Annotated in this window: 20 protein-coding genes; 15 read left to right on the forward strand and 5 right to left on the reverse strand. The window is 68.5% G+C overall.

What is annotated here, in order from left to right; translation table 11 throughout:
- Positions 1-213: 213 nt before the first annotated feature.
- From G6N37_RS00355 to G6N37_RS00400, 10 genes are all read left to right on the forward strand, one after another.
- The gene (locus G6N37_RS00355; RefSeq protein WP_163684373.1) at positions 214-1,506 is read left to right on the forward strand and encodes an MCE family protein; all 1,293 of its coding nucleotides are present in this window, start codon (positions 214-216) and stop codon (positions 1,504-1,506) included.
- A 23-nt stretch (positions 1,507-1,529) separates the two neighbouring features.
- Positions 1,530-2,747, forward strand: coding sequence for a cation:proton antiporter (locus G6N37_RS00360; RefSeq protein WP_163674353.1), 1,218 nt, complete (start codon positions 1,530-1,532; stop codon positions 2,745-2,747).
- Between the two features lie 86 nt (positions 2,748-2,833).
- Positions 2,834-3,100 (forward strand): hypothetical protein, encoded by a 267-nt coding sequence (locus G6N37_RS00365; RefSeq protein WP_163674356.1) that lies wholly within the window; start codon positions 2,834-2,836, stop codon positions 3,098-3,100.
- A 111-nt stretch (positions 3,101-3,211) separates the two neighbouring features.
- On the forward strand, positions 3,212-4,210 hold the full coding sequence (locus G6N37_RS00370; RefSeq protein WP_163674359.1) for an Acg family FMN-binding oxidoreductase: 999 nt from the start codon (positions 3,212-3,214) through the stop codon (positions 4,208-4,210).
- 41 nt (positions 4,211-4,251) lie between these two features.
- Entirely contained in the window at positions 4,252-4,815 is a 564-nt protein-coding gene (locus G6N37_RS00375) for an Rv1733c family protein (protein ID WP_163674362.1), read from the forward strand.
- Positions 4,816-4,873: 58 nt separating this feature from the next.
- Positions 4,874-5,998 (forward strand): 4Fe-4S dicluster domain-containing protein, encoded by a 1,125-nt coding sequence (locus tag G6N37_RS00380; protein WP_163674365.1) that lies wholly within the window; start codon positions 4,874-4,876, stop codon positions 5,996-5,998.
- Complete coding sequence (locus tag G6N37_RS00385) at positions 5,991-6,833, forward strand: FAD/NAD(P)-binding protein (RefSeq protein ID WP_163674368.1); 843 nt, start codon at positions 5,991-5,993, stop codon at positions 6,831-6,833. Before G6N37_RS00380 ends, G6N37_RS00385 begins: the two co-directional genes overlap by 8 nt.
- A complete protein-coding gene (locus tag G6N37_RS00390) occupies positions 6,833-7,588 on the forward strand; it encodes an NADH-quinone oxidoreductase subunit B family protein (RefSeq protein WP_163674371.1) in 756 nt (251 codons plus the stop codon). Before G6N37_RS00385 ends, G6N37_RS00390 begins: the two co-directional genes overlap by 1 nt.
- Positions 7,585-8,877, forward strand: coding sequence for a Ni/Fe hydrogenase subunit alpha (locus G6N37_RS00395; protein WP_163674374.1), 1,293 nt, complete (start codon positions 7,585-7,587; stop codon positions 8,875-8,877). Before G6N37_RS00390 ends, G6N37_RS00395 begins: the two co-directional genes overlap by 4 nt.
- On the forward strand, positions 8,874-9,374 hold the full coding sequence (locus G6N37_RS00400; RefSeq protein ID WP_163674377.1) for a hydrogenase maturation protease: 501 nt from the start codon (positions 8,874-8,876) through the stop codon (positions 9,372-9,374). The genes G6N37_RS00395 and G6N37_RS00400 overlap by 4 nt, the downstream gene beginning before the upstream one ends.
- Here the strand turns inward: G6N37_RS00400 and G6N37_RS00405 are convergent.
- Both G6N37_RS00405 and G6N37_RS00410 read right to left on the reverse strand, forming a co-directional pair.
- Positions 9,325-9,729 carry a DUF302 domain-containing protein gene (locus G6N37_RS00405; RefSeq protein ID WP_163684375.1) on the reverse strand — a complete coding sequence of 135 codons (405 nt, stop codon included), beginning with the start codon at positions 9,727-9,729 and terminating at the stop codon, positions 9,325-9,327. The two genes, G6N37_RS00400 and G6N37_RS00405, sit on opposite strands and share 50 nt — an antisense overlap.
- Before the next feature lie 17 nt (positions 9,730-9,746).
- The gene (locus G6N37_RS00410) at positions 9,747-11,069 is read right to left on the reverse strand and encodes a trypsin-like peptidase domain-containing protein (RefSeq protein ID WP_232075200.1); all 1,323 of its coding nucleotides are present in this window, start codon (positions 11,067-11,069) and stop codon (positions 9,747-9,749) included.
- Between the two features lie 509 nt (positions 11,070-11,578).
- Between G6N37_RS00410 and G6N37_RS00415 the strand changes: the two genes are divergently transcribed.
- The 5 genes from G6N37_RS00415 (at position 11,579) to G6N37_RS00435 (ending at position 15,924) form a co-directional block, all read left to right on the forward strand.
- Complete coding sequence (locus G6N37_RS00415; RefSeq protein WP_163674380.1) at positions 11,579-12,085, forward strand: flavodoxin family protein; 507 nt, start codon at positions 11,579-11,581, stop codon at positions 12,083-12,085.
- Complete coding sequence (locus G6N37_RS00420) at positions 12,082-12,909, forward strand: slipin family protein (RefSeq protein WP_163674383.1); 828 nt, start codon at positions 12,082-12,084, stop codon at positions 12,907-12,909. Before G6N37_RS00415 ends, G6N37_RS00420 begins: the two co-directional genes overlap by 4 nt.
- A gap of 163 nt (positions 12,910-13,072) precedes the next feature.
- Positions 13,073-13,717 carry an SRPBCC family protein gene (locus tag G6N37_RS00425; protein ID WP_163674385.1) on the forward strand — a complete coding sequence of 215 codons (645 nt, stop codon included), beginning with the start codon at positions 13,073-13,075 and terminating at the stop codon, positions 13,715-13,717.
- Positions 13,718-13,729: 12 nt separating this feature from the next.
- Positions 13,730-14,521, forward strand: coding sequence for a universal stress protein (locus tag G6N37_RS00430; protein ID WP_163674389.1), 792 nt, complete (start codon positions 13,730-13,732; stop codon positions 14,519-14,521).
- Positions 14,497-15,924: a bifunctional lysylphosphatidylglycerol flippase/synthetase MprF gene (locus G6N37_RS00435; protein WP_163674394.1), complete on the forward strand. Its 1,428-nt coding sequence runs from the start codon at positions 14,497-14,499 to the stop codon at positions 15,922-15,924. The genes G6N37_RS00430 and G6N37_RS00435 overlap by 25 nt, the downstream gene beginning before the upstream one ends.
- A gap of 8 nt (positions 15,925-15,932) precedes the next feature.
- Here G6N37_RS00435 and G6N37_RS00440 read toward each other — a convergent pair whose 3' ends face one another.
- From G6N37_RS00440 to G6N37_RS00450, 3 genes are all read right to left on the reverse strand, one after another.
- Entirely contained in the window at positions 15,933-16,349 is a 417-nt protein-coding gene (locus tag G6N37_RS00440) for a pyridoxamine 5'-phosphate oxidase family protein (RefSeq protein ID WP_163674396.1), read from the reverse strand.
- A 133-nt stretch (positions 16,350-16,482) separates the two neighbouring features.
- Positions 16,483-17,442: an Acg family FMN-binding oxidoreductase gene (locus G6N37_RS00445; RefSeq protein ID WP_163684380.1), complete on the reverse strand. Its 960-nt coding sequence runs from the start codon at positions 17,440-17,442 to the stop codon at positions 16,483-16,485.
- A 78-nt stretch (positions 17,443-17,520) separates the two neighbouring features.
- Positions 17,521-17,772 (reverse strand): acyl carrier protein, encoded by a 252-nt coding sequence (locus G6N37_RS00450; protein ID WP_083173665.1) that lies wholly within the window; start codon positions 17,770-17,772, stop codon positions 17,521-17,523.
- Positions 17,773-17,774 lie beyond the last annotated feature (2 nt).

A 17,774-nucleotide genomic window follows, 5' to 3' on the forward strand; every position in this document is an offset into this window, starting at 1 on the left:
GCCAATTCCGCGTGTGGCCACCGGTCTGCACGTCCGGGTGCGGCGACTCGCGATTCTGCGAACGCCGGTTCGCACGAGTGGCGGCGGTCAAGGTACATTCCTGTGGCGTTCGTTATTGGATGTGTGTACAGAGCCCCTCGCAGGGGATAGGTTTCGCCGCGGCACCGGGACGCGGCGCAGAGGTGAGGGGCACTGGTGACCACGTCTTCCCCGGTGCAGGTCAATTCCCAGCGCCTCCCGCCGTACCGGTGGATCGCCGTCGCCGTCCTGGTGGTCCTGGCCATCGTTTTCACGCTGGTGTATGTGCAGTTCCGCGGGGGTTTCACTGCCAAGACGGAGCTGACGATGCTGGCGTCGCGGGCCGGGCTGGTGATGGATCCGGGCTCGAAGGTGACTTACAACGGGGTCGAGATCGGCCGGGTGGGCAACATCTCCGAGGTGGTGCGCGACGGCAAGCCCGCCGCCAAGTTCACGCTGGAGGTGTATCCGCGGTATCTGTCGCTGATTCCGTCCAACGTGAACGCCGACATCAAGGCGACCACCGTGTTCGGCGGCAAGTACGTGTCGCTGACCGCGCCGGAACACCCGTCGCCGCAGAAGCTCAACGCGCGCACCGTGATCGACGCGCGGTCGGTGACCACCGAGATCAACACCCTGTTCCAGACCATCGTGTCCATCAACGAGAAGGTGGATCCGGTCAAGCTGAACCTGACCCTGAGCGCGGCGGCCCAAGCGCTGACCGGGTTGGGCGACAAATTCGGCCAGTCGGTGGTCAACGCCAACGCGGTGCTCGATGACGTCAACCCGCAGCTGCCGCAGGCGCGTCACGACATCCAGCAGCTGGCCGGGCTGGGCGACACCTACGCCAACGCGGCGCCCGATTTGTTCGATTTCCTGAACAACGCGGTGATCACCTCGCGGACCATCAACGCGCAGCAGAAGGATCTGGACGAGGCGTTGTTGTCGGCGGCCGGGTTCGGCAACACCGGCGCCGACATCTTCAACAGGGGCGGACCGTACCTGGCGCGCGGCGCGCAAGACCTGGTCCCGACCGCCCAGCTGCTGGACACCTACAGCCCGGCGATCTATTGCACGCTGCGCAACTACCACGACGTGGTGCCCCTGACCGGTGCGTCCGAAGGCGGTTTCAACGGCTATTCGCTGAACATGAACACCGAGGCGCTGTCGGGGCTGGGGTTGCTGGCCAACCCCGTGTCGGCGGTGGCCACCCTGGCCAGCCTGGTCGGCGGCTTGGCCGGCGTGGTCGGCGGCGCGCCGAACCCCTACACCTACCCGGAGAACCTGCCGCGGGTGAACGCGCGCGGCGGGCCGGGCGGTGCGCCGGGTTGCTGGCAGCCCATCACCCGTCACCTTTGGCCCGCACCGGAATTGGTGATGGACACCGGGAACAGCATCGCGCCGTACAACCACCTCGACACCGGATCGCCGTATGCGATCGAGTACGTCTGGGGCCGCCAGGTCGGGGATAACACGATCAATCCCTAGAACTGCGGCGCGAAGAATGCAGAATGTCTTCGTGCTGGCGCCGAGGGACCGCTGACGTGCCGGGGTTCGGCTTCCACACCCTGGCGCTGCTGACCGCCATCGGCTTGGCCGGTCCGCTGTTGGCCGCGCTGCCGCGCCTACGGATACCGGTGATCATCGGTGAGCTGACCGCCGGCCTGGTCGTCGGCCGTACCGGCTTGGGCGTCCTCGATTACACCAACCCGACGTTCCAGCTGCTCGCCAACGTCGGCTTCGCGCTGGTCATGTTCGTGGTGGGCTCCCATGTCCCGGTCGGCGCCGGGGCGCTGCGCTCGTCGCTACCGCGGGCGCTGGCGCGGGCGGCGCTGGCCGGCGCCGTCGCGGTGGCGCTCGGTGCCGCGCTGGCGGCGGTCTTCGGAACCGGCCACGCGGCGATGTACGCGGTCCTGATGGCCTCGTCGTCGGCGGCGCTGGCACTGCCGGTGATCGATTCCCTGCGGTTGGGGGGGCCGCAGGTGATCGCCGTGACCGCCCAGATCGCCATCGCCGACGCCGCCTGTATCGTCCTGCTGCCGTTGGTGATTGACCTGCGGCATGCACCCGCCGCCGCATTGGGCGCGCTGGCGGTCGCGGCATGCGCCGTGATGCTGTACGTGCTGCTGCGCGTCTCCAACGTCAGGGGCTGGCGCCGCCGCATGCACGTCTTCTCCGAGAACCGCCGGTTCGCGCTGGAATTGCGGACCAACCTCCTCGTGCTGTTCGCCCTGGCGGCGCTGGCCGTGAGCACGCACGTGTCCGTCATGCTGGCGGGCTTCGCGGTCGGCCTGGTATTCGCCAAGGTCGGTGAACCGCGGCGGCTGGCACGTCAGCTGTTCGGCATCACCGAGGGGTTCTTCAGCCCGCTCTTCTTCGTCTGGCTGGGCGCCTCACTGCAGGTACGGGAGCTGGGTTCGCATCCGAAACTCATCCTGCTCGGCGCGGGCCTGGGGCTCGGAGCCGTGCTCGCGCACTGCGCGGGCAGGTTGCTCGGTCAACCGTTCACCCTGGCGGTGCTCTCGGCGGCGCAACTCGGTGTGCCGGTGGCCGCCGCCACCATCGGTGCCGAGGAACACCTGCTGGTGGCCGGCGAAGCGTCGGCGTTGATGTTCGGCGCCTTGCTGACCATCGCTGCCACCTCGATCGCGGGTGCGGTCGCGTCGCGCAACCAAGTGACCAAAGGCCCTTCCGCCGCGGGACCTCCGAATCCTCGAAAGCACGACTGAAGCACTTGCCGCCCGTTGCGTTCGGCCCTGCTGCCCGAAGCGGGGGAGTGGTCGAATGGATTCCAAGCTCGATCGAGGAGGCCGTCATGAGGTTTGCAACACGACGCCACCACCTGCGAGTCGTGCCGGTCGCGACGATGTTCCGCGTTACCGATCGCCTGCACTGCGGACGCACCGTCCGGGTGCCCGCTCACGAAATCGCACCCATCGTGTCGGCATGGCTGGCCGAGCTGGGCGCCCACAGCCCCCTGGTCGACGAGCTGGCACGGGCAGCCCGTGTCGGCGACTGGTCGCTGGCCTATGCCATCGGCGATCAGCTATCCGTTGACGTGGCCATCTCGGCTGCCGCGTAGCCCGCGGTATTGGCCCAAAGTCCCTCGAGCTAGAGCCGTCAGGCTCTCGTAGCGCCGGCAGCAATCCGCGATCGTAAAGAAGACTCAGCAACGTCGAAGGGAACGACCGCCATGAACACCCGATTTCCGGATGCCGGCACGGTCCGGACGGTCTTGAGTTTGGCATCCCGGGCACCCTCGGTGCACAACTCCCAACCCTGGCGGTGGCGGGTGGACGCGGCGAGTCTGCACCTCTACTCCGACGAGAGCCGGCGACTGCCCCACATCGACCCGGACGGCCGGGACCTGATGTTGAGTTGCGGTGCGGCCCTGCATCACTGCGTCGTCGCGCTGGCGGCGGTCGGGTGGCTTTCCAAGGTGACCCGGTTCCCGAATCCGGCCGACCCCACGCACCTTGCGGCGATCGAAGTTTCGCCGCACCGCGCCGACTCCGTCGACATTGCGCTGGCCGCGGCGATTCCGCGGCGGCGCACGGACCGGCGTTACTACAGCTCCTGGCCGGTGCAGGTGGGTGACGTCGCCCTGATGGCGGCGCGGGCGGCTCGCAGTGGGGTGACGCTCTGTCAGGTCGAAGACCTCGACAAGCTTCGGACGATCGTCGCCCAATCCGTCCAGGAGCACCTGAACCAGGACTATCTCGCCGAGCTCACGGCGTGGAGTGGCCGCTACGCGTCGGTGGCCGGCGTTCCCGCCCGCAACACGCCCGTGCCGGATCAGGCCGCGAAGATCCCGGGTCGGTTCTTCGCCGGCCCCGTGCTGCCGATGCCGCCCGACTCGTCATCGGCCGACGACAACGCCGTCGTCCTGGCATTGGGGACCCGCAACGACGACCGCCTGGCCCAGCTGCGTGCCGGTGAGGCGACCAGCGTCGTGCTGCTCACCGCGACGTCGCTGGGGCTGGTGAGTTGCCCGGTCACCGAACCGTTGGAGACGCCCGGAACGCGCGCCGAGGTGCAATCCGACATCTTCGGCGACAGCAGCTGTCCGCAGATGCTGCTCCGGGTGGGTTGGGCACCGATCAACGCCGACCCCTTACCGGCGACACCGCGGCGTCCGCTCGCCGACTTCGTCGAGTGGACGGTCGACCATCAGCACCAGGCCGCCGGCTGAGACGGCGAATTCACGGAAACGGTTGCGGCGCAAAGGACACGATGGAGACGACATTCACTTGGGACCCACGCCGTTGGCAGGTCGCTCGCGTTTTCGGCCGTAACCCGTTGCTTCGTCGCACGGACCGCATCGAAGCGCTGGCCGTCCTGGTCGCGCTGGTCGTGAGCCTGATCGCCGTCCCCGTCGCCGGTGTGGTCGGCGCGGTGACCTACGGCGCGCGGGAGCGGGTCTACACACAAGAGGCGCACGATCGGCACCGCGTCACGGCAACGGTCGCCGACTCCCGGGTCGAGGACTTGGGCGTGACCGTCGTGCAGGCGAAGTGGCCGGGACGCAACGGCGAGCGCAGCGGAACACTGGACCTCACCGAACCCGCCAGGGCGGGCGGGACCGTCGAAATCTGGGTGGACCGGGACGGCGAACCGGTGGTCGCACCCACCCCGGCCTGGCTCGCCGCCGCGGAGGCGGTCGGCGTGGCCGTGGTGACGGCGCTGGGAATGACCATGGCGATGGCGGCACTCCTGGCCATCGTCCGGTCGGCGCTGGATCGAGCTCGCGACGCCCTGTGGGAGCGCGACATCGAACTGCTCGCCGAGGCCTGGTAGCCGGCGGCCCCGTTGTCAAGCCCTATACAGCACAGTCGAACTGGCGGATGATGTGGCGATGAGCCGATACGGCGAAAATTCCGGTGCCGCAACGTTGGACGCAGTCGGGCTGCACCGCCTTGTCGAGGTCCTGATCGAGCGCGGATACCGCGTCATCGGTCCGACGTTGCGGGACGACGCCATCGTCCTCGACCAACTGGACTCCGCCGCGGACCTGCCGCGGGGATGGGGCGTCGACGTGGCCCCCGGGCATTACCGGGTGCGCCGGCGCGACGACGACGCGGCATTCGGGCACTCGTCGGGGCCCCAGTCCTGGAAGCAGTTCCTGCACCCGCCGCGGCGCCGGCTGTGGTCCGGCGGCCGGGACGGGTTCAGCACCGCCGATTCCGACGAGGAGGTTCCGCGGTACGCATTCCTGGGAGTGCGCGGGTGCGACCTGGCCGCGATCGCGACGCTCGACCGCGTCCTCGGCCGCGGCGAGTTCCCCGACAACTCCTTCGTCCGCCGGCATCGGCAGATCTTCGTGGTCGCGGTGAATTGCACGGAGCCGGGCGGCCTGTGCTTCTGCGCCTCGATGGGCACCGGCCCCGCGGCCGGGCCGGGATACGACTTGTCCCTGACCGAGCGGCCCGACGCAGACGGTGTGACCTACGTGGTCGAGGTCGGCACCGAAGAGGGTGCCGACGTCCTTGCGGCCGTTCCCCATCGGGTCGCCGAGGATGCGGAGATCGGTTCGGCGCACGCCGCCGTGCAGGCCGCTTCGCAGCGGATGGGCCGCCAGATGCCGGATACCGACCTGCGCGACCTGCTGCTACGTTCGCGCGAGTCGCCGCAGTGGGAGGAGGTCGCCAGTCGCTGCCTGACGTGCGGCAACTGCACGATGGTGTGCCCCACCTGCTACTGCACCAGCACCGAAGACGTCAGCGACCTGACCGGCGAGCATGCCGAGCGCTGGCAGCACTGGGCGTCGTGCTACGAGTTCGACTTCACCTACGTGCACGGCGGAGGCAGCGTGCGCCAGTCCCCGGAATCGCGCTACCGGCACTGGATCACCCACAAGCTGGGCACCTGGCACGACCAGTTCGACATGTCCGGCTGTGTCGGCTGCGGGCGCTGCATCGCCTGGTGTCCCACCGGGATCGACATCACCGAAGAGATGAACAAGATGGCCCGCGATGACTGACGGCGCACCACCGTCCTCGATGGCGCCCAACCCCTACCGGGTACGCAGCCGCGTCGTGGAAAGCCCCGATTCGGCGACGCTGTGCCTCGAACCGCTCGGCGATGTCCTGCGCACCCCGCAGCCCGGGGAGTTCATGATGCTCTACGCCTTCGGCATCGGCGAGGCGGCGATATCGATCAGCGGCGACCCCACGGTCACCGACGGCTCGATCACGCACACCATCCGCGCGGTCGGGGCGGTGAGCCGCGCCCTGCACGACGCGCAGCCGGGCGCCATCATCGGGGTGCGGGGCCCGTTCGGCACCACCTGGGGGCTGGAGGAAGCCGCCGGGCGAGATCTGGTCATGGTCGCCGGTGGCGTCGGGTTGTGCCCCCTGCGCCCGGCGATACTGGGGGCGCTGGCGGGCCGATCCCGTTACGGCAAGCTGATCCTGATCGCGGGCGCGCGTTCGCGCGAGGACTTCGTGTTCGCCGCCCAGCTCGAGAAGTGGTCCGCCGACCCGCAGATCGAGCTGCACCTGACCGTCGACGTCCCGGTCCACGGCTGGCGCGGCGAAGTCGGCCTGGTGACCGAGCCACTGAAGCGACTCGCGCTGAACACCGACCGCACCACGGCGTTTCTGTGCGGCCCGGAGCCGATGCTGCGGTTCGCCGCGGAGGCGTTGTTGGGCAAAGGCCTGGCCGCCAAAGATATTCGGGTATCGCTGGAGCGCAACATGCAATGCGGGATCGGAACCTGCGGCCACTGCCAGCTGGGCCAGTTGCTGGTGTGTCGCGACGGGCCCGTCGTCGGTTACGACGTCGCCCGCCCGCTACTGGCAGTCAAGGAGCTGTAATGGTCCCCACCCTGGCCGTGTGGAAGTTCGCCTCCTGCGACGGTTGCCAGCTGACGCTGCTCGACTGCGAGGACGAGCTGCTGACCCTGGCTGACCAGGTGCAGATCGCCACATTCGCCGAAGCGTCGAGCTCGATGGTCGGCGGACCCTACGACGTGTCGCTAGTCGAAGGCTCCATCACCACTCATCACGACGAGCAGCGGATCCGCGAAATCCGCGAGCAGTCCAAGGTTCTGGTCACCATCGGCGCGTGCGCGACGGCCGGGGGAGTGCAGGCGCTGCGCAACTTCGCCGACGTCGAGGAGTTCGCCTCCCTGGTCTACGCCCGGCCCGACTACATCGACACGCTGGCGACCTCCACCCCGGCGGCCGCGCACGTCAAGGTCGATTACCAGGTGCCGGGCTGCCCGATCGACCGCGGCCAGCTGCTGGACACGCTCGCCGCGCTGCTGATCGGGCGCAAACCGCGGCTGCCGGCCAAGACGGTGTGCACCGAGTGCAAAATGCGCGGGGTGACGTGCGTCGTGGTCGCCGACGGCACCCCGTGCCTGGGGCCGGTCACCCACGCCGGCTGTGGGGCGTTGTGCCCCAGTCATCGTCGTGGCTGCTACGGCTGTTTCGGCCCGGCGGCGACGCCGCAGATCGGGACACTGATCCCGCTGCTGCGCCGCGACGGGATGTCCGACGGCGACGTCGACCGGGTGTTCTCGACGTTCAACGTCGCCACGTTTACGGAAGAACGGGCCAAGCAGTGAATCCGGAGAACCGCACGCTGAGCGTCGGCACGCTGACGCGGGTGGAAGGCGAGGGCGCACTGCACGTGAGGCTCAAGGACGGCGAACTGGACAGCGTCGAGCTGAACATCTATGAGCCACCACGGTTTTTCGAGGCGTTCCTGCGCGGCCGTTCCTACACCGAGCCGCCCGACCTGACCGCCCGGGTCTGCGGCATCTGCCCCGTCGCCTACCAGGTGAGCGCCTGCAACGCGATCGAAAGCGCTTGCGGCGTCGAGATCGATCCCGAACTGGTCGCGCTGCGCCGGCTGCTGTACTGCGGCGAGTGGATCCACAGCCACATGCTGCACATCTACCTGCTGCACGCGCCGGACTTCCTCGGCTACCCCGACGCGATCGCGATGGCCCGCGACGAGCGCGACGTCGTCGAGCGCGGGCTGCGGTTGAAGAAGGCCGGAAACCGGTTGATGGACTTCGTGGGCGGGCGGGCGATCCACCCCATCAACGTGCGCCTAGGCGGGTTCTACTCGGTCCCGGCCCGCTCGCAGTTCGCGCCGGTGGCCGAGCAGTTGCGCCGCGCGCTCGACGACGCTGTGGCGACGGTCGAGTGGGTGGCCGGGTTCGACTTCCCCGATCTCGAACTCGACCACGAGATGCTCGCGCTGAGTCAAGGCGGCCAGTACCCGATCGAAAACGGCGTCATCGCGCGCAGCGCCGGGCCGTCGTTCCCGGTGGAAGACTTCACTGCGCACGTCGTGGAGTCGCAGGTGCCGCACTCCACCGCGCTGCACGCGACCCTCGACGGCGGCTGCTACCTCACCGGCCCCCTGGCGCGCTACAGCCTGAACTCGGCGGCGCTCTCACCGATCGCGGCCCAGGCCGCCGCGACGGCCGGGCTCTCGGACCAATGCCGAAACCCGTTCCGCAGCATCATCGTTCGCGCCGTAGAGGTCGTCTACGCGATCGAGGAGGCGCTGCGGATCATCGACTCCTACGAGCGGCCGGCGCGGCCCTTCGTGGACGTGCCGGCCCGCCCCGGGATCGGGCACGGCGCCAGCGAGGCGCCCCGGGGGCTGCTGTATCACAGCTACCAGATCGACGACGAGGGGCTGGTGTCCGCGGCGACGATGATCCCCCCGACGTCGCAGAACCAGGCCGCCATTGAAGCGGATCTCGCCCGGGTGGTGTCCGACAACCTCGCCCTTGACGATGCCGCCCTGACGGACCTGTGCGAGCGGGTGATTCGCAGTTACGATCCCTGCATTTCCTGCTCGGCGCACTTCCTGAAGCTGACGGTGCAGCGAGAATGACCGAGGATGACCGACCGGTCGCCGTGATCGGACTCGGCAACAGCTACCGGCGCGACGACGGCGTGGGTGTTGCCGCCGCCACCGCGCTGGAAGGGCTCTCCTGGCCGAATGTCGTTGTGACAACCGGCATCGCGGATCCGACCGGTCTTCTCGAGGCCTGGACGGGCGCGGGGCTGGCCGTGGTCATCGACGCGGCGCACGCCTCCCCGGCCACTCCGGGGCGCATCCATCGCTATGAGTTGGCCGAGCTGCCCGACCAGCGCGAGGGATTGAGCTCGCACAGCATCGACATCGGCCGTACCCACGCGTTGGCTCACGCGCTCGGGCGGGCGCCCGACGCCGTCGTGGTCTTCGCCGTCGAGGCGGCGGACACCGGCCAGGGCGCCGGGCTGACCCCTCGGGTCGCCGCGGCCGTGCCGATCCTGGCCGCCATGGTGGCCGCCGAGATCAATCGCTTCCGGTCAGGGAAGCGATCGCAGCGCGCAGTTGCTCGGTGACCTCGGCGGCGATGGTGATCAGGGCCGGCTCGCCGGTCACCTCGACCAGGAGCCGGGGATCCATCGCCTCGACGATCACGGTCTCCGCGGCTCCCGGGTCGGCGCGCACCAACACGTTGCACGGCAGTAGCAGCCCGATCTCTCGATCCACACTGATAGCGCGATGCGCCGCAGCCGGATCGCAGGCGCCGAGGATCAGATAATCCTCGATGTCCACGCCGAGCTGAGCGCGCAGTGTCGCCGTGACGTCGATTTCGGTCAGCACCCCGAATCCCTGCTCCGCCAGGGCCGCCCGGGTGCGGGCCACCGCGTCGTCAAATCGGATCGCCAATCTCGTTGACAATCCCAGATGCATCGTGGTGGGCGCGTCCGTCAAGAGATGAGCCCGGTTCCCCGCGCCGCCGCCGGGATCTCGATGTGCTTGCCGCAGTTCGGGCAGAAGCGCTCGCTCGGATGATGCTCGGCCCCGCAGTGCGCGCAGAAGTGCGGCTCGTCGGCCCCCAGCTCGTGGCTGGGCATCAGGCGAAGCGGTTGGACGTCGGGTGCCGGGCGAACCCGGCGATGCGTCTTGATCCATAGGAACGTCAACCCGGCGCCGAGGCCCAGCACCGAGACGACGCTGACGACGATGTACCACACCAGGTTCCGGCCGCTGAGCGACGAGACGTCCCCGTACTGCTGGCGCAGATTGACCGCGTTGGTCTTGAGTTCGTCGAGGCCGGGGTAGCCGGGCGACATGGCCAGAGTCTGGTCGAATTCGTCGATCGCATCGGTGTAGTGGCCCGCGTAGAAGTCGGTGAGCCCTTTGCGATAGAACCGGTCAGCGGGCCCGAGCATCGGCTTGACGCCCTTGCTCGCCAATATCGCGGCGATCCCGTCGGCCGGGGCGATGAAATTGAACGGCTGCGTCTCGCCGGCGGGGGCGAAGCTGTTCAGGCCGATCACCTTGCCGTTCAGCCCGATCGTCGGCCCACCGCTCATGCCGTCCGTCATCGCCGCGTCGATCTCGTAGGCCGGATTGGATCCCGCGATCGACTTCTTGCTGACCTTGCCGCTCTTGTAGGTGGGGTCGAGCGAAGGGCCGGTGACGTTTTGGGTGCTCTCGGGGAAGCCCACCGCGAGAACGGGCGTCCCGATGGTGACGTCGGCGTCGGTATCGAGCTCGGACGACGGAAGGTTGCGCTTGGTCACCTTGAGAAGGGCGGCGTCGCCCTTTCCGAGGGGCCGGAAATCGACCACGTTCGCGACCACCTTGTCGCCCAGCTTCGTTCCCGCACCGGACATCAGCGTGATGCCCACGTGGGGGCCCTGCCCGGGCGCGTCGCCTTCCACCTTCGCGTTCTTCTGCAGCCACTCCAAAGTGGTTGCCAGATCGCTGGATTCGGGCGCATCCGGGAACTGGCTCCGATATTCCGTGGCCGCCCGCTTGAGTATCAGCTCCGTGGCGCTCGCCGGGTCGACGCAGTGGCCTGCCGTCGCCACCCAACCGTCCGGGTTGACGACGAAAGCCGTGCAGTTCCAGGAGGCCAGGAACGGCATGCTGGAACCCCGCCCGAATTGGGACAGGACCTCGCCGCTGGGCAGCCGGACCAGGCCGTAGCCCTCACCGACGAGGTACATGATGGACGGCCGGATCAGGGCCGCCGCCCGCTCCTCGGGCTTGGCCTGTGGACGCCCGCTATCGGCAGCCGCCATGCCCGGCGCACCCGCCCACAGCATGAGGGCCGCCGCCGACAATGCCGTCGTTCGTGCGACGGTCCTGCGGATCCGCTCACGCGTCGCTGTCCCGGTCACGGCCGGGGCCGCCGGATCCGGGTTTGAGTCCGATGGGCGGGGCGGCCCACCGCCGACGGATGACGGCCCATCGCGGCGACGAGTTCGGCGGCGTGCCGTTGCGCCGAGATCCAGGCCGGATGCGACTCGAGGGCGATTACCTTCGCACCGCCGACGGATGCCGCGGTGCCTGGCTCCGTTGCGGGAACTGTCACAGTCACAATCCCTATTCCAGCCGTTCGCCGGACATGCCGATAGGGACCGAAGTCCCGACCGCGAGGGACCTCCGTTCGCCCCCGCTCGCGGCGTTCACCAGGGGTGATGCACGGAAGTGACCAAGGCCCCGGGCCGCTGTGTCTTTGCGCCCTTACCCGGTCGCGGGTTCCTGGGCAGCATGAAGTGTTCGAGCAGCCGTCGCAAAGGAGTTGGCCATGAGGTCGCTTATCGTCTGCGCTTCCCGATCACACGGCAACACCCGACTGGTGGCCGATCGGATGGCCGGGGTGCTGGATGCCGAGGTCGTCAGCCCCGAGTCCGTCGACCCCGGCACCGTCGGTGATTACGACCTCGTCGGTTTCGGGTCCGGGATCTACTACATGATGACCGACGCGAGGCTACGGAAATTGATCCGTCAGCTTCCGGCGACCGACCACCACACCGCGGCGTTCACGTTCTTCACCAGCGGGGCCCGCGAAATTCCGCTGGTGGGCTACCACAGGCCGATTCGGGAAAAGCTCGAGGAAAAGGGCTTCGAGGTGATCGGATCCTTCTCGTGCCGGGGGTTCGACACGGTCGGGCCATTCGGATTCATCGGCGGCATCAACCGGGGACGGCCCGACGATCACGACCTCGATCGGGCCGCGGCGTTTGCCGCCCGTGTTCGCAGACGCGCCTCCTCCGGAGGCCGCCAGCGACCCGGATCGAGGTCGTCCTCATGAACCAGATTGGCCTCACCCTGGTGATCTCAGCGGGCGTCGTGGCGGTGCTGCTGGCGCTGGCGTCGATCAGGGTGGTGCAGGAATACCAACGCGGTGTGCATTTCCGGCTCGGCCGGGTGATCGGCGTCCGCGAACCCGGTTTGCGGATCATCATTCCCATCATCGACCGCCTCTGGCGGATCTCCATGCGCATCGTGACCATGCCGATCCAGTCCCAGGGCATCATCACCCGCGACAACGTGAGCGTCGACATCGCCGCGGTCGCCTACTTCCGCGTCGTGGATGCCCGCAAGGCCGTCGTCGTCATCGAGAACGTCAACGCCGCCATCGACCAAATCGCACAGACCACCCTGCGCAACGTCGTGGGGCAACACTCCCTCGACGAGGTGCTGGCCCAAACCGAGAAGATCAACGGCAGCATCCGCCAGATCCTTGACGCCACCACGGTGGAATGGGGCGTGGAGGTCACCTTGGTCGAACTCAAGGACATTCAGCTCCCGGACAGCATGAAGCGCGCCATGGCGCGCGAGGCCGAGGCCGAGCGGGAGAAGCGGGCCAAAATCATTGCCGCCGAGGGGGAGGCGCGCGCGGCCGCCGCGCTCGGCGACGCCTCGGACACCATGATGAGGCACCCGCTCGCACTGCAGCTGCGCAACCTGCAGACGTTGCTCGAACTCGGGGTGGAGAAGAACACCACGATCGTGTTCCCCGCCCCGCTGATGACCGCGATCGGAGAGCTCACCGCCTTCTTGGCGCGCGAGACCGACGCGGCCGGCAGCGACCAACCCGGGGAGAAGCTGGTGCGGGCAGCGGCGCTGCCCTGAACGCCGCGTGCGGCCCGGTGACCTTTGGCCGTGTCAGCGGGCAGTACGGCTTGATCACCCCGGCCGGCTGAGTGCGTCGCCGCGGGTGCGCAGGGCACATCGGCGGCCCACCGGGGACCAAGGACCCTCGCAGGCATGTCGGTGCCCCGCGCAGACTGGCGCCATGGCCAACATGACAAAGCGGATCGCCCAGATCGGCGGGCTGCTCACCGTTCTGTACTGCGCGCGCAGGTACTACCGCAACTGGGGCGCGACCAAGGCCGAGTCGCAGATGCGATTTCCGGGCGACGCCTCGGTGAGCGATCCGGCGGTCCAGACCACCGAGGCGGTCGACGTCGACGCCCCCGTGCCCGCGGTGTGGTCCCGGTTGCTGCAGATGGGCCAGGACCGCGGCGAACGTGACGACGTCGATGAGCTGAGAAGCGCTGTCGGACAGGACAATAACGAGGGGTTGCGGGTCGGGGATGCCGTCCGGCTGGCTCCCGAGGGCTGGCTGGGGCTACCCGACGGGGTGACGTTGCGCGTCGCGGAGATCGTGCCCGAAAAGTACGTCGTGCTCAATGCCATGCGATCCGAGCCGCGTTGGAATGCGGTCCTGTCATTTCATCTGCAGCCGCATTGGGAAGACCGGGTGCGACTCCTCGCGCGCGCCCGAATCGGCCTGCGCTACCCGGGCGAAGTGTTCGTCCTGGAACTGGCGAGGCCGGCGATTTCGCTCGGGACCCGTGCGCTGTTGCTCGCGGTCAAGCGCCGGGCGGAGCGCGTCGAGCTGACGGAGTCGGTCCGCTCCTCTGCCGGGACGAATTGACGGGGTCGGACGATGAAATCGGTCCTCGTAGGAATCGACGGTTCGTCGGCGGCGATCGCGGCCGCGCTGTGGGGCATCGACGAGGCGATCACCCGCGGCGTGCCACTGCGACTCGTTTCCGTCGTCAAGCCGACGCATGAATCCCCGGAAGACTACGAGCGCGACGTCGCGCATGCCGAGAAGTCGCTCCAGCAGGCAAGACTCGCGATCGAGGCCACCGGAAAGTCAGTCGCGGTCGAGACGGACACGCCGCGCGGTCCCGCCGGGTCGGTGCTGGTGGAAGCGTCCGCGGCGGCCGACCTGATCTGCGTCGGTTGCGTCGGGATCGGGCGGTACGCCCGGTCCATCGTGGGTTCGACGGCGACGGAGCTCGCCGAGAAGGCGCAGTGCCCGGTGGTGGTCTTGCGGACCGGCTCGGATCAGCCACCGCCGGAAATCAACTGGATCGTGGTCCGGATGACGGACGCACCCGGTAACGACACCGTCGTGAATTATGCCGCCGCGGAGGCGAAGCTGCGCAGGGCTCCCATGCTGGTGCTCGGCGGGCGCCCCGAGGAGCTCACCGAGCACGCCGACGGCGCATTCGAACGCCGGGTGGCCCAATGGCAGGAAGGCTGTCCCGAGGTGCGGGTCTACCCGATCACCACGAAGCATGGCATCGCCAGCTACCTGAGCGCCAACGACGAGCGCGTTCTTCTCGCCGTCATTGGCGGGGACGAGGCCCGTCAGCTCCCGCAATTGGTCGGGCCGCAGGGGCATCCGCTCTTCCGCCACCCCGAATGCTCCGTGCTCGTCGTGCGCTAGCGGGCGCCGTGAAGATCACTCCCGGCAGCCGCCGGGCCGGCAGGGAACGGGTCCTGGTCGGTGCCGACGTCCCGGCGGCACGCCGCGTCAGCGTGTTGTTGCTGCTGTGCGTGGTGCTGTGGCTGGTGGTGTTGGTCGCGCGGGAACATCTCGGCTACGAACGCGTCGCCCCGGGCCGGTTCGGTTGGTCGGTGGCGCTGTTGGGCGCGGCCGCGCTGATCGCGCGCGGCATCTTCCTCGGCCGCCCGGTGACCACCGCGCACGCAATGTACGCGGCGGGCGCTGTGGGAGCCGGCTTGGGCGCGCATTTCCTGTCCTGGGCGGTACTGGGCAACGTCCTCATCGCCGGCAGTGGGCTGGCACTGATGCTCCCGACCACGGCCCGGCCACGGCCGGAGCTGCTGAGCCAGGTGTGGGAGCTGGTCAGCGCCACCCGGGGGGATCCCTTGGCGCCGTTTGCGATGCATTCGAGCAAGAGCTATCACTTCAACACCGACGGGACCGCCGCGATCGCCTATCGCACGCGGCTTGGCTTCGCCGTGGTCAGCGGCGACCCGATCGGCGATGCGGCCCGATTCGACGACCTCGCAGCCGATTTCGTCCGCATGTGCCGCGGCCGGGGGTGGCAGATCGTCGTGCTGGCCGCCGGCGAACGCCACCTTGGCCTGTGGCGCAGGGACACGGTGGGGCAGCCGCTGCTGTCGGTGCCGATCGGCCGTGATGTCGTCATCGACATCCGCCACTTCACCCTGCGGGGACGCCGCTTTCGCAACCTGCGCCAGGCGGTGCAGCGCACGCACAACTGCGGTGTCACGACGCAGTTCGTCGACGAACAAGAACTCGACGACGCGACGCGGGCCGAACTGACCGGGGTGCTGTACGCGGCGCACCGCGCGGCGCGCACCGACCGCGGGTTCTGCATGAACCTCGACGGGGCGCTGCAGGGCCGCTTTCCCGGTGTCACGCTGGGCATTGCGCGGGACGGGGTTGGGCGGGCGGTCGCGTTTCACCGATACCTGACCGCCGGCGAGGGATCCGAAGTCAGCCTCGACGTTCCGTTCCGCCGCCCGGACGCCCCCAACGGTGTCGACGAGCGGCTCAGCGTCGACATGATCGCGCACGCGAAAAGCGCCGGAGGACAGCGGCTTTCACTGGCATTCGCGGCGTTTCCGGAGATCTTCGAGGCCGCTCGACCGGGGCCGTTACAGCGGATCGCGCTCCGGCTGATCCACTTGCTGGACCCCCTGATCCGGCTGGAGTCCCTGTACCGCTACCTCCGCAAATTCCACGCGCTGTCGCAGCGGCGCTACGTGGTGTTGTGCGTTCACCACATTCCGGCCGCGCTGCTGGTCTTGCTGTCGCTGGAGTTCGTGCCGCGGCCACGCCACACGAGGTCGGGGTAGCGGCAGGATCACTGCACCGGCACACCGAAGCGGAACCGGCGGCCCGTGACGATCTCGGGAACGATCCGCACGTAGTGCGACTTGTCGTAGGACGTCCACGGCAGCACCTGGGCGCGCTCGGCTTCCTCGATCTCCTCGTTGGTGTGCAGGGAGCGCGCGGTGCCCTTGATGATCACGCTCCACCCCTCGGCGACATCGTGGTCGTCGACCTCGAACAGCACCCGGTTGTTGATCGCGGTGCTGACCAACTTGGTGCCCTCGGCGGTGCGGAACAGCACAGTGCGCCGCTGGACAACGTAATTGACCGGGAAGATCTCGGGTTGACCGCCAACGCTGGTGACCAGTCGGCCCAGCGTCACGCCCGCCAGGAGATCCCAGCATTCGTTCACCGGCAGGATGGAAACCCCATCATGAGTCAGTGACATCAGTCATCCCCTTCGTCGGCATCGCTACACACATCGTATTGCGGACGGCCGCCGGGGTCGGCGGCCGAAAGTCCCGCGGGGCCGGGACAAAGGTTGTCTACCCGGCCGGCCATGGCGTCGCACCGCGCAACGCCTAACGGACCCGCAGGACATCGCCCAGCGCCCGTCGTGGTGTCGCCGGCGGGAGGTGTTCCAGCGGAGGGGCCACCCCCACGCGGATCAGGACTTGCGGTTCGCCGCGCCCGCCGACGAGTTCGCGCACGATGTCGCGGCTGTCGTCCAGTTCGATGAGGTGGGTGAGCGGGCACGTCGCCATGCCGGCCGCCGTGCATTCGAGCAACACCGTCGACAACACTTCGCCGCACCGCAACACGTCGGACCTGGTGTCCTCAGGGGTCGACAGCACAAGGATTTTCGCCCAATCCGCCTTGACCTCGCCGCGCCGGTCCGCGTGGCTCCTGACCGGGAAGCTGCGGGCCACGTCGACCCGCCAGCTCTCCTTGTCGGAGGCCAGCGCGCTCGGAGGCATCCCCTCGGTCAACACGAAAGACGAGGTCCACCACTCGAGTTCGGCGTGATAGTACGAGTCGTCGCGGCGGAGCGCCTCGGTCAGTTGCGACGCCTCCACCAGCAGCGGCCGCACCTCATCACCCAGCACCTCCAGGCTGACCTCGGTGTCGTCGAAGGTGCCCCGCAGCGTGGGCTCGAACAGGTCCCAATACGTGGGACGTCCCAAGGGAAGTCGGTCGGTGCGCCGTTGCAGGATCGCCTCGGCCCGACGGCGCTGGGCCTCGGTGACGTGCTCGAGGGGGCTGAAGGTGATGGCGGCCAGCTGGTCGGGGTCGTCCGAGTCCGGAAACCGCTCGACTTTCGGCTCCCAGCCCGCGGCTGTCATGGCGACGCACAGGTGGTCCAGGACCGCGCCGCAGGACAGGATCACTTCCCGGCCGGAATAGTCGGTGGCCCCGATCGCCCGGTGCCGGTCGACGAACAGGCGCAGCGCACCGCCCTCGATCACCCAGCGCCAGGGCTGACTGTTGTGCACGGAGGGGGCGCGGCAGGCCAGCAGTACGGCCCGTTCGATCGTCTCGATGTCCGGTGTCGTACCCGTCACGACTGCCCCCCTGCTGAGTGCGTCCCGAAACCCGCCGCGCCCGTTGCGCTTCGCGGCTCAGACCGTGGACGCGTTCGTCTCCACATAGCTGACCACATCGGCCAGTGTCCGCAACGATGCGTAATCCGATTCCGGGATGTCGACGTGCAGCCGCTTGTGTATCCCGCGCAGAAAGCTCAGCCAGTCCATGGAATCCAGGTCGACCTGGTCGCGCAGCAGGACGTCGTCGCGAATGTCGTCGGGGTCGATCTCGGGGGCGATGGTCGTCAGCACCGACAACACCACGGCGCGAGTGTCTTCATTGGTCATTG

It is taken from the genome of Mycobacterium seoulense, from assembly GCF_010731595.1.
In the GTDB taxonomy this organism is placed as follows: domain Bacteria; phylum Actinomycetota; class Actinomycetes; order Mycobacteriales; family Mycobacteriaceae; genus Mycobacterium; species Mycobacterium seoulense.